The organism is Enterobacter cloacae complex sp. IR5459, assembly GCF_049238005.1.
Classification (GTDB): domain Bacteria; phylum Pseudomonadota; class Gammaproteobacteria; order Enterobacterales; family Enterobacteriaceae; genus Enterobacter; species Enterobacter hormaechei_C.
On record NZ_JBMKIG010000006.1, the window covers coordinates 227198 to 242423 of the forward strand.

A 15226-nucleotide genomic window follows, 5' to 3' on the forward strand; every position below is an offset into this window, starting at 1 on the left:
AAGACAGGGAATATGGCCTACAGCAAAATTCGCCAACCAAAACTTTCCGATGTGATTGAGCAGCAGCTGGAGTTTTTAATTCTCGAAGGGACACTGCGCCCGGGTGAGAAGCTCCCGCCAGAACGCGAGCTGGCAAAACAGTTCGACGTTTCACGTCCCTCTCTGCGTGAGGCGATTCAACGTCTCGAAGCAAAGGGCCTGTTGCTCCGTCGCCAGGGTGGCGGAACCTTTGTGCAAAACAGCCTGTGGCAGAGCTTCAGCGACCCGCTGGTAGAACTTCTCTCTGACCACCCAGAATCCCAGTTTGATCTGCTTGAGACCCGTCACGCGCTGGAAGGTATCGCGGCCTATTACGCCGCCCTTCGCAGCACTGATGAAGACCGCATACGTATTCGCGAGCTGCATCAGGCCATTGAACGGGCACAGCAGTCCGGCGATTTAGACGCCGAGTCCAGCGCCGTCGTCCAGTATCAAATTGCCGTCACCGAAGCGGCGCACAACGTGGTGCTCCTCCATCTGCTACGCTGCATGGAGCCGATGCTGGCCCAGAACGTTCGTCAGAATTTTGAATTGTTGTATGCCCGTCGGGAGATGCTCCCGCTGGTAAGCAACCATCGCACCCGAGTATTCGAGGCGATAATGGCCGGGGAACCGGAGCAGGCGCGCGAAGCGTCGCACCGCCATCTGGCTTTCATTGAGGAAATCTTGCTGGACCGCAGCCGTGAACAATCGCGTCGCGAACGTTCATTACGCCGCATACAGCAACGAAAGGATTAAGCGCCAGGTACTTTTAGAGCGCGGCAACTAAACGCAGAACCTGTCTTATTGTGTTTTCTGGCGAAAATACAATGGGACAGGTTCCAGACAAATCAACGTATTAGATAGATAAGGAATACCCCCATGTCAGAACGTCTCCAAAATGACGTGGATCCGATCGAAACTCGCGACTGGCTACAGGCGATCGAATCGGTCATCCGTGAAGAAGGTGTTGAGCGCGCTCAGTATCTGATTGATCAGCTGCTTTCTGAAGCACGCAAAGGCGGCGTGAAAGTGGCTTCAGGTGCAGGGGCTAGCAACTACGTAAACACGATTGCCGTCGAAGACGAACCGGAATACCCGGGCAATCTGGATCTGGAACGCCGTATCCGTTCTGCTATCCGCTGGAACGCCATCATGACCGTTCTGCGCGCATCCAAGAAAGACCTGGAACTGGGTGGCCACATGGCGTCCTTCCAGTCTTCTGCGACCATTTACGAAGTGTGCTTCAACCACTTCTTCCGTGCAGCTAACGAGAAAGACGGCGGCGATCTGGTGTACTTCCAGGGCCACATCTCTCCGGGCATCTATGCACGTGCCTTCCTGGAAGGTCGTCTGACTGAAGAGCAGATGAACAACTTCCGTCAGGAAGTTCACGGTAAGGGTCTGTCTTCTTACCCGCACCCTAAACTGATGCCTGAGTTCTGGCAGTTCCCGACCGTATCTATGGGTCTGGGTCCAATCGGTGCGATCTATCAGGCTAAATTCCTGAAGTACCTGGAACACCGTGGTCTGAAAGACACCTCTGAGCAGACCGTTTACGCCTTCCTGGGCGACGGTGAAATGGATGAGCCAGAATCTAAAGGCGCGATCACCATCGCGACCCGTGAGAAGCTGGACAACCTGTGCTTCATCATCAACTGTAACCTGCAACGTCTGGATGGTCCGGTAACCGGTAACGGCAAGATCATCAACGAACTGGAAGGCATCTTCGCAGGTGCTGGCTGGAACGTGATCAAAGTGATGTGGGGCGGTCGTTGGGATGAACTGCTGCGTAAAGACACCAGCGGTAAACTGATCCAGCTGATGAACGAAACCGTTGACGGCGACTACCAGACCTTCAAATCCAAAGACGGTGCCTACGTTCGTGAGCACTTCTTCGGCAAATATCCTGAAACCGCAGCCCTGGTTGCAGACTGGACTGACGAGCAGATCTGGGCGCTGAACCGCGGTGGTCACGATCCGAAGAAAGTTTACGCTGCACTGAAAAAAGCGCGTGAAACCAAAGGTAAAGCGACTGTGATCCTGGCCCACACCATCAAAGGTTACGGCATGGGTGATACCGCAGAAGGTAAGAACATCGCTCACCAGGTTAAGAAAATGAACATGGACGGCGTGCGTTATATCCGCGACCGTTTCAACGTTCCAGTGACCGATGAGCAGGTAGAAAAACTGTCTTACATCACCTTCCCGGAAGGGTCTGAAGAACACAAGTACCTGCACGAACGTCGTCAGGCGCTGAAAGGCTACCTGCCTGCTCGTCAGCCTAACTTCACCGAGAAGCTGGAACTGCCAGCGCTGGAAGATTTCTCTCAGCTGCTGGAAGAGCAGAACAAAGAGATCTCTACCACTATCGCTTTCGTTCGTGCCCTGAACGTGATGCTGAAGAACAAGTCGATCAAAGATCGTCTGGTTCCAATCATCGCCGACGAAGCGCGTACTTTCGGTATGGAAGGTCTGTTCCGTCAGATCGGTATCTACAGCCCGAACGGCCAGCAGTACACCCCGCAGGACCGTGAGCAGGTTGCATACTACAAAGAAGACGAGAAAGGCCAGATCCTTCAGGAAGGTATCAACGAACTGGGTGCAGGCGCATCCTGGCTGGCCGCTGCGACCTCTTACAGCACCAACAACCTGCCGATGATCCCGTTCTACATCTACTACTCCATGTTCGGGTTCCAGCGTATCGGTGACCTGTGCTGGCAGGCAGGCGACCAGCAGGCTCGCGGCTTCCTGATCGGTGGTACTTCCGGTCGTACGACCCTGAACGGTGAAGGTCTACAGCACGAAGATGGTCACAGCCACATTCAGTCACTGACTATCCCTAACTGTATCTCTTACGATCCGTCTTACGCGTACGAAGTGGCAGTCATCATGCATGACGGCTTGCAGCGCATGTACGGTGAAGCGCAAGAGAATATTTACTACTACATCACCACCCTGAACGAAAACTACCACATGCCGGCAATGCCAGCAGGCGCCGAGGAAGGTATCCGTAAAGGTATCTACAAACTCGAAACCATCGAAGGTAGCAAAGGTAAAGTTCAGCTGCTGGGCTCCGGTTCTATCCTGCGTCACGTTCGTGAAGCAGCGCAGATCCTGGCGAAAGACTACGGTGTGGGTTCCGATGTGTACTCTGTTACCTCCTTCACTGAACTGGCGCGTGATGGCCAGGATTGTGAGCGCTGGAACATGCTGCACCCAATGGAAACCCCACGCGTTCCGTACATCGCTCAGGTGATGAACGACGCGCCAGCGGTGGCGTCTACTGACTATATGAAACTGTTCGCTGAGCAGGTTCGTACTTACGTTCCAGCTGATGATTATCGCGTACTGGGTACTGACGGCTTCGGTCGTTCTGACAGCCGCGAAAACCTGCGTCACCACTTCGAAGTTGATGCTTCCTACGTGGTTGTAGCAGCACTGGGCGAACTGGCTAAACGTGGCGAAATCGATAAGAAAGTGGTTGCAGACGCAATTACTAAATTCAACATCGATGCAGATAAAGTTAACCCGCGTCTGGCGTAAGAGGTAAAAGAATAATGGCTATCGAAATCAATGTACCGGACATCGGGGCTGATGAAGTTGAAATCACCGAGATCCTGGTCAAAGTGGGCGACAAAGTTGAAGCTGAACAGTCGCTGATCACCGTAGAAGGCGACAAAGCTTCTATGGAAGTCCCGTCTCCTCAGGCTGGCATCGTTAAAGAGATCAAAGTCTCTGTTGGCGATAAAACCGAGACTGGCAAACTGATCATGATTTTCGATTCCGCCGACGGTGCAGCAGCTGCTGCACCTGCGCAGGAAGAGAAGAAAGAAGCCGCTCCTGCTGCTGCTCCAGCGGCGGCCGCGGCAGCGAAAGAAGTGAACGTGCCTGACATCGGCGGTGACGAAGTTGAAGTCACTGAAATCCTGGTGAAAGTGGGCGATACCGTTGCGGCTGAGCAGTCACTGATCACCGTAGAAGGCGATAAAGCCTCTATGGAAGTACCAGCGCCATTCGCCGGTACCGTTAAAGAGATCAAGATCAACACCGGTGACAAAGTGTCTACGGGTTCCCTGATCATGATTTTCGAAGTGGCGGGCTCTGAAGGCGCTGCGGCTCCAGCGAAAGCGGAAGCTGCTCCGGCTCCGGCTGCTGCACCAGCGGCTGCTGGCGGCGTGAAAGACGTTAACGTACCAGACATCGGCGGTGACGAAGTTGAAGTGACCGAAGTGATGGTGAAAGTGGGCGACAAAGTTGCCGCTGAACAGTCACTGATCACCGTTGAAGGCGACAAAGCTTCCATGGAAGTGCCTGCGCCGTTCGCGGGTACCGTTAAAGAGATCAAAATCAGCACCGGCGACAAAGTCTCTACCGGCTCTCTGATCATGGTCTTCGAAGTGGAAGGCGCTGCACCTGCCGCCGCTCCTGCTGCTGCGGCTGCTCCGGCACCGGCTGCTGCACCGGCTCAGGCTGCTAAACCGGCTGCTGCCCCTGCTGCTAAAGCAGAAAAATCTGAGTTCGCTGAAAACGACGCTTATGTCCACGCGACTCCGCTGATCCGTCGCCTGGCGCGCGAATTCGGCGTGAACCTGGCGAAAGTGAAGGGCACCGGCCGTAAAGGTCGTATCCTGCGCGAAGACGTTCAGGCTTACGTGAAAGACGCGGTGAAACGCGCCGAAGCTGCACCTGCGGCAGCCGCTGGCGGCGGTATCCCGGGTATGCTGCCATGGCCGAAAGTGGACTTCAGCAAGTTCGGCGAAATCGAAGAAGTGGAACTGGGCCGTATCCAGAAAATCTCCGGTGCTAACCTGAGCCGTAACTGGGTGATGATCCCGCACGTTACCCACTTCGATAAGACCGATATCACCGATCTGGAAGCGTTCCGTAAACAGCAGAACGCCGAAGCTGAGAAGCGTAAGCTGGACGTGAAGTTCACCCCAGTGGTCTTCATCATGAAAGCGGTTGCGGCGGCGCTGGAACAGATGCCACGCTTCAACAGCTCCCTGTCCGAAGACGGCCAGAAGCTGACGCTGAAGAAATACATCAACATCGGTGTTGCGGTTGATACGCCAAATGGTCTGGTTGTTCCGGTCTTCAAAGACGTGAACAAGAAGAGCGTCACAGAGCTGTCCCGTGAACTGACCACCATCTCCAAGAAAGCGCGTGATGGTAAGCTGACTGCCGGCGAAATGCAGGGCGGCTGCTTCACCATCTCCAGCATCGGCGGCCTGGGTACCACCCACTTCGCGCCGATTGTGAACGCGCCGGAAGTGGCTATCCTCGGTGTGTCCAAGTCCGCGATGGAGCCGGTGTGGAATGGCAAAGAGTTCGTACCGCGTCTGATGATGCCAATCTCTCTGTCCTTCGACCACCGCGTGATCGACGGGGCTGATGGTGCGCGTTTCATCACCATCATTAACAACATGCTGAGCGACATTCGCCGCCTGGTGATGTAATCGAAAAGCCGGCCAATCGGCCGGCTTTTTTCTGATAATCTCATGGGGTTTTTGAGGTTATTGGTGAAAGCGATAATTCGTGAGCCGTTTGTTGTTTCAAAATTGTTAACAATTTTGTAAAATACGGGCGGATAGAACGACCCGGTGGACGACGGGTATACATTAAGAGGTCATGATGAGCACAGAAATCAAAACTCAGGTCGTAGTACTTGGGGCAGGCCCGGCAGGTTATTCCGCAGCATTTCGCGCCGCGGATTTAGGTCTGGAAACCGTCATCGTAGAACGTTACAGCACCCTCGGCGGTGTTTGTCTGAACGTCGGCTGTATCCCTTCTAAAGCGCTGCTGCACGTAGCGAAAGTTATCGAAGAAGCCAAAGCGCTGGCTGAACACGGTATCGTCTTCGGCGAGCCGAAGACCGACATCGACAAAATTCGTACCTGGAAAGAGAAAGTTATCACTCAGCTGACCGGCGGTCTGGCGGGTATGGCCAAAGGCCGTAAAGTGAAAGTGGTAAACGGTCTGGGTAAATTCACCGGTGCGAACACCCTGGAAGTGGAAGGTGAAAACGGTAAAACCGTGATTAACTTCGACAACGCGATCATCGCGGCAGGCTCTCGCCCAATCGAACTGCCATTCATTCCACATGAAGATCCACGCGTGTGGGATTCCACCGATGCGCTGGAGCTGAAAACCGTTCCTAAGCGTCTGCTGGTTATGGGCGGCGGTATCATCGGTCTGGAAATGGGTACCGTGTACCATGCGCTGGGTTCAGAGATCGACGTGGTTGAAATGTTCGACCAGGTTATCCCGGCTGCCGACAAAGACATCGTTAAAGTCTTCACCAAACGCATCAGCAAGAAATTCAACCTGATGCTGGAAACCAAAGTGACTGCCGTTGAAGCGAAAGAAGACGGTATTTACGTTTCCATGGAAGGCAAAAAAGCCCCATCCGAACCTCAGCGTTACGACGCCGTACTGGTGGCTATCGGTCGTGTGCCGAACGGTAAAAACCTCGACGCGGGCAAAGCTGGCGTGGAAGTGGACGACCGTGGCTTCATCCGTGTTGACAAACAGCTGCGTACCAACGTGCCGCACATCTTTGCTATCGGCGATATCGTCGGTCAGCCAATGCTGGCGCACAAAGGTGTTCACGAAGGTCACGTTGCCGCTGAAGTTATCGCCGGCATGAAGCACTACTTCGATCCGAAAGTGATCCCATCTATCGCCTACACCGAGCCAGAAGTTGCATGGGTTGGTCTGACTGAGAAAGAAGCGAAAGAGAAAGGCATCAGCTACGAAACCGCCACCTTCCCGTGGGCTGCTTCTGGCCGTGCTATCGCGTCCGACTGCGCAGACGGTATGACCAAACTGATCTTCGACAAAGAAACTCACCGTGTAATCGGTGGTGCGATTGTCGGTACCAACGGCGGCGAGCTGCTGGGTGAAATCGGTCTGGCTATCGAAATGGGCTGTGACGCGGAAGACATCGCGCTGACCATCCACGCTCACCCGACTCTGCACGAGTCCGTGGGCCTGGCGGCAGAAGTGTTTGAAGGTAGCATCACCGACCTGCCAAACGCGAAAGCGAAGAAGAAATAAGTTTCTTCAGATGAAAAAAGCGGCCTCAGGCCGCTTTTTTTATGCACTGCGTTCAGGGGGTAACAGGCTGCCAGGTTTTATCCGGGTGGTATGCAGCGAGCGCCTGCGCTTTCTGCGCCGAATCGTTGCCGAGATTTGCCTGATAAACCTTGTCTTCCTGGTTAACGACAAAGCTCATTACCCCCGTCTGACCATAGCTTACGGGCCAGGCAACCATCGCAAAGCCATTTTTATCCGACAGAATGCGGAACCGATAGCCGTGATAGCCCATACCAGGCTCCGGCGGGCTAAAGGCGGGACCCAGCGGGCTTGGCGCTTCGCCCGGCGAGATGGGCCAGTACAGGCCGTCTTTTAGCCCTGGCGTGCTGACAATCTTCTGCGCATAGCGGTGGTTCATGGCGTAGTAGCTCCGCTGTGCGTCGACGTAGGCGTGCAGCGCTTCGATAGCCGCGAGTTCGTTGCGGCCGATTTCGCGGGTCAGGATCTCATCAGCCGCTTTCTGCATATCAAATTGCCAGCCCTCTTTTTTCTTCACTACCGGTATGGGGAGTTGCCAGCCGTTATCGCCAACTGACAGATGGGCAATATCGTCGCTGATTTCGGTACGATGGTTTATCTTCCAGTCACGCAGGAATCGAGCCACCGCCTCCGGATCAACCCCTTCAGGTGGCAGATAGTCGCGCCAGTTATCCCCCAGCAGGTCGGCCATCGCGCTCTCATTCTGCTCGCTGATGGCCTTCGTCAGGGCATTGGCCGCCTGCTCAGGTGTGGAGAAAGATTGCTGGGCGAAGGCGAAGGTGGATACCATCAACAACAGCATTCCACCGATCGGTTTCATGTTCATAGCGGCTCCCTTAACGACGGTGGAATTCATGGTGTTCGGACAGCTGCTGGCGGAAGCTGGCACGCTGCTCATTGTTCAGCGACGCGTGCTGGCGGCTTTGCAGCCCGCGCTGGTGCTGGGCCTGCCAGCTGGCCGAACGGCTGTCGTTGCCGCTCAGGGCGTTTGCCCGCAGCGGCTGATGCTGAACCTGCGTCGGGCGTCTGGTTTGCGCAAGAGTATTATTCATCTGTTGTGCGTGGGGCCGCACGCTGTCGTAGCCGCGGTAGTTGCTGCGCTGAGAGAGCTGCTTCAGTTGCTGCGCGGACGCTGAATGTTGCGGGAAATGCGCGTCGCCATGCTGTAGCTGTGTGAGCGTTTTGCCCGTCGACTGCTGTACCTGCGCCATCGCGGCCTGCCGCTGGCTATCGCGGTTGACCGGCTGCTGTCGGGTAGCGCTCAACCCGCCCGGCACTGAAGTCTGATGATAGCGGCTGGCAAGCTGGCTATTGGCGTAGGGCACGCCGTTGCGGTAGGCCGGATTATGCTGCCAGACCTGGTGATTATCGGTACGGTGCTCGCCGGTGATCTTATTGAAGTTATTAACATTAATATTAATGTTATCGCCGTTATGCGAATAACCGCCGTGGTGATCGTCATCACGATCGTGATGATGATCGTCGTCATCGTCCCAGTCGATGTTACTGAACAGCGCATAGGTGGTGGCTACGCCGAGGCTATAGCCAAAGCCTCTGACAAAACTATTGGTAAACTGCTGGCCGGGAGACGGAGGCAGATACACCGGCGGATAGCTGGCATTTGGCCACGTGCCGTAAACGGTGGAAGGGTTGTAGGTAGGGACATAAACCACCTGTGGATCGGCTGGCTCAATTTTAATCACCGTCGGACTAGCCGACGTTGACGTCGCGGCTGTACTGGCGGAGGCTGGCGCAGATTTTTTCACGGTGGTGACGGTCTGCTGCGGGGTGGATTGCAATGTGCCTGTCTGCTTCGCCAGCAGGCGCAGACGCTGCACGGAATCCATCACATCCTTTGGCTGGGCCAGAAAGGCGTCGCCGAGGCTTTGTACCCACGACGGGTTTTCCCCCATCAGCGACATTAACTGCGGAAAGGCGACCAGCGATTTCACGCTGGCATCCCATGGCTGCCCGCTGACCGCCTGAATGGCGGCATCGCCCTGCATTTTAGGGTTGTCCTTTGACCACTGGGCGGCCTGAATCACGCTCGCCGGATAGGTTGAGGCCATCAGAATTTGCGACAGCAGCGCGTCGGGGTAGAGCGCAATGGGCGCGGTCCACTGATCGATCTGCGCGGCGGTATAGGCAGGGGTGGCCACCGGGGCAGGCTGTGCTGCCGGGTCGGGGAGCTGCGGGGCTACCGGCGCAGGTGCGGGAGCGGGTTCCGTTGCGCGGCTTTTAACGAACATGACGCCCGAGGCGGCAAACAGCCCCGCACTGCAAAGCAGAACAAGAAGATGTGGTTTAAAAGGCAACTTCATAGATTGACTCCAACGAGACGAGTGCAGTGCCGTGAGGCGTTGCTGTTGCCGCGAGTATCATTCACCCGTGTTTTACAGTTTTGACTTTTGTTGGGAAAAACTCTGAAGCATCCGGATAAAGAGTGTGAGTATTTATTACACAATTATATCGGATGGCTGAGCAGGCGACGGAAATTCAAAAGGCCGCTCTTGCGAGCGACCAGCAGCGCGTTGCCGGGGGGACGACAGACTTACGGAACTGCTTCCGGGCCCGGTGACGGGGTGCTACATCATGCTTAACGATTCAGCAAATTTTTTAATGTTGCTTTTTTGTAAACAGATTAACACTGTGCAGAAATCCTGCTATGCTGCCCGACGCGGTATCGGGCATTTACCCTACAAACTGCTGTCTCACAGGAGCGTGAAGAGAACGCCCGCCGCATATGACAATGAGAGCGAGGAGAACCGTCGTGCTAGAAGAATACCGTAAGCACGTAGCAGAACGTGCCGCCGAGGGAATTGTACCCAAACCGTTAGATGCAACCCAAATGGCCGCGCTCGTCGAGCTGCTGAAGAACCCGCCTGAGGGCGAAGAAGAATTCCTGTTAGATCTGCTGATCAACCGTGTACCGCCTGGCGTAGATGAAGCTGCCTACGTAAAAGCCGGATTCCTTGCCGCCGTTGCCAAAGGCGAAGCCACCTCCCCACTGGTTACTCCTGAAAAAGCGATTGAACTGCTCGGCACCATGCAGGGTGGCTATAACATTCATCCGCTGATTGACGCGCTGGATAACGACAAGCTGGCACCGATTGCCGCTAAAGCGCTCTCTTCAACGCTGCTGATGTTCGATAACTTCTACGATGTGGAAGAAAAAGCCAAAGCAGGCAACGTCTATGCGAAGCAGGTGATGCAGTCCTGGGCCGATGCCGAATGGTTCCTGAACCGCCCTCAGCTTGCTGAAAAAATTACCGTTACCGTCTTCAAAGTGACCGGTGAAACCAACACCGATGACCTCTCCCCGGCACCGGACGCGTGGTCTCGTCCTGATATCCCTCTGCACGCCCTGGCGATGCTGAAAAACGCCCGTGAAGGCATTGAGCCGGACCAGCCGGGCAGCGTTGGCCCGATCAAACAGATCGAAGCCCTGCAACAAAAAGGTTTCCCGCTGGCTTACGTGGGTGACGTTGTGGGTACCGGCTCTTCCCGTAAGTCCGCCACCAACTCCGTGCTGTGGTTCATGGGCGACGACATTCCGCACGTGCCAAACAAGCGCGGCGGCGGCCTGTGCCTCGGCGGCAAAATTGCGCCAATCTTCTTCAACACCATGGAAGATGCTGGCGCGCTGCCGATCGAAGTGGATGTCTCTCACCTGAACATGGGCGACGTGATTGACGTTTACCCGTATAAAGGCGAAGTGCGTAATCACGAAACTAATGAGCTGCTGGCAAGCTTTGAGCTGAAAACCGACGTGCTGATCGACGAAGTACGTGCTGGTGGCCGCATTCCGCTGATCATCGGCCGTGGCCTGACCACCAAAGCGCGTGAAGCGCTGGGTCTGCCGCACAGCGACGTGTTCCGTCAGGCGAAAGACGTGGCGGAAAGCAACCGTGGCTTCTCGCTGGCACAAAAAATGGTCGGTCGCGCCTGCGGCGTCGCTGGTATCCGTCCTGGCGCGTACTGCGAGCCGAAGATGACCTCCGTCGGCTCTCAGGACACCACCGGTCCGATGACCCGTGATGAGCTGAAAGACCTGGCGTGCCTGGGCTTCTCTTCCGATCTGGTGATGCAGTCCTTCTGCCACACTGCGGCGTATCCGAAGCCGGTTGACGTGACCACGCACCACACGCTGCCAGATTTCATCATGAACCGCGGTGGCGTGTCTCTGCGTCCGGGCGACGGCGTTATCCACTCCTGGCTGAACCGCATGCTGCTGCCGGATACCGTCGGTACCGGCGGTGACTCCCATACCCGTTTCCCAATCGGTATCTCCTTCCCGGCGGGCTCCGGTCTGGTGGCGTTTGCTGCCGCGACCGGCGTGATGCCGCTGGATATGCCGGAATCGGTGCTGGTGCGCTTCAAAGGTAAAATGCAGCCGGGTATTACCCTGCGCGACCTGGTTCACGCGATCCCGCTGTATGCCATCAAACAGGGTCTGCTGACCGTTGAGAAAAAAGGGAAGAAAAACATCTTCTCTGGCCGCATTCTGGAAATTGAAGGTCTGCCGGATCTGAAAGTTGAGCAGGCTTTCGAGCTGACCGATGCCTCCGCTGAGCGTTCGGCTGCGGGCTGTACCATCAAGCTGAACAAAGAGCCGATTATTGAGTATCTGAACTCTAACATCGTGCTGCTGAAGTGGATGATTGCAGAAGGCTACGGCGACCGTCGTACGCTGGAGCGTCGTATCCAGGGCATGGAAAAATGGCTGGCCGATCCGCAGCTGCTGGAAGCCGATGCTGACGCAGAGTACGCGGCGGTGATCGACATCGATCTGGCGGATATCAAAGAGCCAATCCTGTGTGCACCGAACGATCCGGACGACGCGCGTCCGCTGTCCGAAGTTCAGGGCGAGAAGATCGACGAAGTGTTCATCGGTTCGTGCATGACCAACATCGGCCACTTCCGTGCAGCCGGCAAGCTGCTGGATACCCACAAAGGCCAGCTGCCAACCCGTCTGTGGGTGGCGCCGCCAACCCGTATGGACGCGGCTCAGCTGACCGAAGAGGGCTACTACAGCGTGTTTGGTAAGAGCGGCGCGCGTATCGAAATTCCTGGCTGTTCCCTGTGTATGGGCAACCAGGCGCGCGTAGCCGACGGCGCGACGGTGGTCTCCACTTCGACCCGTAACTTCCCGAACCGTTTAGGTACCGGTGCGAACGTCTTCCTGGCCTCTGCGGAACTGGCGGCGGTTGCGGCGCTGATTGGCAAACTGCCAACGCCGGAAGAGTACCAGACCTTTGTGGCTCAGGTGGATAAGACGGCGGTGGATACCTATCGCTACCTGAACTTCGACCAGCTCTCTCAGTACACCGAGAAGGCAGACGGGGTGATCTTCCAGACGGCGGTATAAACAGCAAAACCGTCTCTACGAGACGGTTTTTAGTGTTTGCACCCTCTCCCGTGGGAGAGGGACGGAGTGAGGGCATCAGGCCGCAGGGTCTTGCTCTCACCTTTTTATTTTCATTCCTCCCACCTCTCCCGCTTTTTTTCTTCCTCGCTGCTGCGATAATTACCTTAATGGCTTTGCAGAGGAAAACACTATGGATTACGAATTTCTGCGCGACATCACCGGCGTGGTGAAAGTGCGAATGTCGATGGGGCACGAAGCCGTTGGACACTGGTTTAACGAAGAGGTGAAAGAGAACCTCGCGCTGCTGGATGAAGTTGAGCAGGCGGCGGAAACGGTGAAAGGCAGTGAACGCTCCTGGCAACGCGCCGGGCACGAATACACCCTGTGGATGGATGGCGAAGAGGTGATGGTGCGCGCCAACCAGCTTGAGTTCTCGGGTGATGAAATGGAAGAGGGGATGAGCTACTACGACGAAGAGAGCCTGTCGCTGTGCGGCGTGGAAGACTTCCTGAGTGTGGTGAATGCCTACCGCGACTTTATGAAACAGAAGTAACTTCCCGAAGCGTCCCTGCTCCGGGTCACGTTTACACGGTCGGAATGTTACGGCCGTAGTAAATTTCGCGCATCTCTTTCCAGAGCAGGTCGGTAATGACCTTTCGCTCTTCCTCACTTAAATCTTCCGGCTTCGTGTGGAACATGTAGTGCTTAAGGTCGAATTCCTTAAGTAACATTTTGGTGTGGAAGATATTCTCCTGATAGACGTTCACATCCATCATGTCGTACAGCGACTTCATGTCCTCGGACATGAAGTTCTGAATGGAGTTGATCTCATGATCAATGAAGTGCTTCATGCCGTTGATATCACGGGTAAAACCGCGTACGCGATAATCAATGGTGACGATGTCCGATTCCAGCTGGTGGATTAAATAATTCAACGCATTCAGCGGTGAAATCACGCCGCAGGTGGACACTTCAATATCCGCGCGGAAGGTACACAGCCCGCCTTCCGGGTGGCTTTCCGGGTAGGTGTGCACGCAGATGTGGCTTTTATCCAGGTGAGCAACCACCACTTCCGGCAGCGGGCCGGGGTGTTCGGTTTTGTCGATAAGCTGTGGGTCAACCGGCTCTTCACTCACCAGAATGGTGACGCTCGCACCCTGAGGCTCATAATCCTGGCGCGCGATATTGAGGATGTTCGCGCCGATAATCGAGCAGGTCTCTGTCAGGATCTCGGTCAGACGGTTGGCGTTGTAGAGTTCATCGATATAGGCGATGTAACCATCGCGCTCTTCTGCTGTTTTGGCGTAGCAGATATCGTAAATACAAAAACTCAGGCTTTTGGTCAGATTGTTAAAGCCATGCAGTTTAAGCTTTTTCAATTAGTTCACCTCCTTTGAGGACAGCGCGTCTTGCAGATATTGAGGCAACGCAAAGGCTGCGGTATGAATAGCCGGATTGTAGTATCGGCACTGTAGACCTGCCTGATGGAAGCGGGCCTGAATAATTTCGGTGGAGAGATGACGTAATACGTCGTTATCCGTCGCCCAGGCAAAGGTCATGATACCGCCGTAGTACGTCGGAATGGCCGCCTGATAGAAGCTGACGTCAGCAAAATAGGTGCTCAGCTTACGGTGGCTATCAAGCGCTTCATCCTGTTGCAGGAAGCAAACGCCGTTTTGCGCCACAAAAATTCCGCCAGGCTTCAGGCAGCGCTTGCAGCCTTCGTAAAACGACGAGGTAAACAGCGACGCGCCCGGACCGATAGGGTCGGTACAGTCAGAGATAATGACATCAAACGTTTGCGTGGTCTGGTTAACAAAATTGACACCATCGTCGATAACCAGATTAAACCGCGGATCGTCATAGCTGCCGGCATTATGGTTGGGCAGATACTGGCGGCAGAACGACACGACCCCGGCGTCAATTTCCACCATGGTGATGGTTTCGACATTCTGATGGCGAGAGACTTCACGCAGCATCGCGCCGTCGCCGCCGCCGATAATCAGCACGTCCTTCGCGTGGCCGTGGGCCAGCAGCGGGACGTGGGTCATCATTTCGTGATAGATAAACTCGTCGCGCTCGGTGGTTTGCACCACGCCGTCCAGCGCCATCACGCGGCCAAAAGCGGCGTTTTCGAATATTATCAAATCCTGATGATCGGTTTTCTCATGATAGAGCACGTTATCCACGGCAAAATACTGACCAAAATGGTCGTGCAGCGTTTCTTGCCATACCGTTTTTTCGGTCATGGGGAGCACCTCCTTCGTTAACATCCATTACATCCGGCAGATGGGCGCAACACAACACCACCGTGAGGCGGTTAGCGGGTCAACAAGGGGCGTCGGGAAGGTTACTTCACGTAGGCGAGCAGGCTGAGTGAATCGCGAGCCAGCGCTTTGCATTTTTTAGCAGTGGGAATGCCAATACCGCTTAAATCACGGTAGCTGTCTTCACCGAGCGCCTTCATGTCGAAGCTGTCGTAGTTGCTGAGGTCCCATTGATTCTGCTGGGCAAAAAAGACCAGTGCGCGACGAATTTGCCCATTGGGTAAATTCTGGTAACCACAATCGTTTTTCAGAAAAACAAAAACTGCCGTCAGATCGGCCATATCTTCCGCTTCGTTTTCACTTAGCGCGTAACTGTTCGCACACATCGCCATCAGGCTGGCGAACAAAATTGTTCTGAAAAACGTCTTCATTGCCTTTACCACTGCATCACGGAAAATTAACGTTAGCATACTTGATGCCAGGCCGACGATCTTTA

The 15226-nt window shown here is 55.1% G+C and carries 11 protein-coding genes; 6 read left to right on the top strand and 5 right to left on the bottom strand.

Going from position 1 to position 15226, the window contains the following annotated elements; genetic code table 11:
• Positions 1-12 precede the first annotated feature (12 nt).
• The 4 genes from pdhR to lpdA all read left to right on the top strand — a co-directional run bounded on the left by pdhR (position 13) and on the right by lpdA (position 7077).
• Positions 13-777 (top strand): pyruvate dehydrogenase complex transcriptional repressor PdhR, encoded by a 765-nt coding sequence (gene pdhR / locus ACOTX4_RS14805; RefSeq protein WP_023315403.1) that lies wholly within the window; start codon positions 13-15, stop codon positions 775-777.
• A gap of 123 nt (positions 778-900) precedes the next feature.
• Positions 901-3564 carry a pyruvate dehydrogenase (acetyl-transferring), homodimeric type gene (aceE, locus tag ACOTX4_RS14810; protein ID WP_003856315.1) on the top strand — a complete coding sequence of 888 codons (2664 nt, stop codon included), beginning with the start codon at positions 901-903 and terminating at the stop codon, positions 3562-3564.
• 14 nt (positions 3565-3578) lie between these two features.
• Complete coding sequence (aceF, locus tag ACOTX4_RS14815; RefSeq protein ID WP_023315404.1) at positions 3579-5477, top strand: pyruvate dehydrogenase complex dihydrolipoyllysine-residue acetyltransferase; 1899 nt, start codon at positions 3579-3581, stop codon at positions 5475-5477.
• 175 nt (positions 5478-5652) lie between these two features.
• On the top strand, positions 5653-7077 hold the full coding sequence (gene lpdA, locus ACOTX4_RS14820; RefSeq protein WP_003856313.1) for a dihydrolipoyl dehydrogenase: 1425 nt from the start codon (positions 5653-5655) through the stop codon (positions 7075-7077).
• Positions 7078-7129: 52 nt separating this feature from the next.
• Here lpdA and ACOTX4_RS14825 read toward each other — a convergent pair whose 3' ends face one another.
• Together ACOTX4_RS14825 and ACOTX4_RS14830 are read right to left on the bottom strand one after the other, a co-directional pair.
• The gene (locus ACOTX4_RS14825) at positions 7130-7921 is read right to left on the bottom strand and encodes a DUF2950 family protein (protein ID WP_045330964.1); all 792 of its coding nucleotides are present in this window, start codon (positions 7919-7921) and stop codon (positions 7130-7132) included.
• A gap of 10 nt (positions 7922-7931) precedes the next feature.
• Positions 7932-9416: a DUF3300 domain-containing protein gene (locus ACOTX4_RS14830; RefSeq protein ID WP_045330966.1), complete on the bottom strand. Its 1485-nt coding sequence runs from the start codon at positions 9414-9416 to the stop codon at positions 7932-7934.
• 449 nt (positions 9417-9865) lie between these two features.
• On the opposite strand from ACOTX4_RS14830, the gene acnB reads away from it, so the two are divergent.
• Together acnB and yacL are read left to right on the top strand one after the other, a co-directional pair.
• A complete protein-coding gene (acnB, locus tag ACOTX4_RS14835) occupies positions 9866-12463 on the top strand; it encodes a bifunctional aconitate hydratase 2/2-methylisocitrate dehydratase (RefSeq protein ID WP_045330968.1) in 2598 nt (865 codons plus the stop codon).
• Positions 12464-12653: 190 nt separating this feature from the next.
• Positions 12654-13016: a protein YacL gene (gene yacL / locus ACOTX4_RS14840; RefSeq protein ID WP_003856309.1), complete on the top strand. Its 363-nt coding sequence runs from the start codon at positions 12654-12656 to the stop codon at positions 13014-13016.
• 31 nt (positions 13017-13047) lie between these two features.
• Here the strand turns inward: yacL and speD are convergent, their stop codons facing one another.
• The 3 genes from speD to ACOTX4_RS14855 form a co-directional block, all read right to left on the bottom strand.
• On the bottom strand, positions 13048-13842 hold the full coding sequence (speD, locus tag ACOTX4_RS14845) for an adenosylmethionine decarboxylase (RefSeq protein WP_003856308.1): 795 nt from the start codon (positions 13840-13842) through the stop codon (positions 13048-13050).
• Positions 13843-14712 carry a polyamine aminopropyltransferase gene (speE, locus tag ACOTX4_RS14850; RefSeq protein WP_045330972.1) on the bottom strand — a complete coding sequence of 290 codons (870 nt, stop codon included), beginning with the start codon at positions 14710-14712 and terminating at the stop codon, positions 13843-13845.
• Positions 14713-14813: 101 nt separating this feature from the next.
• On the bottom strand, positions 14814-15161 hold the full coding sequence (locus tag ACOTX4_RS14855) for a YacC family pilotin-like protein (protein WP_003856306.1): 348 nt from the start codon (positions 15159-15161) through the stop codon (positions 14814-14816).
• Between the last annotated feature and the right edge of the window lie 65 nt (positions 15162-15226).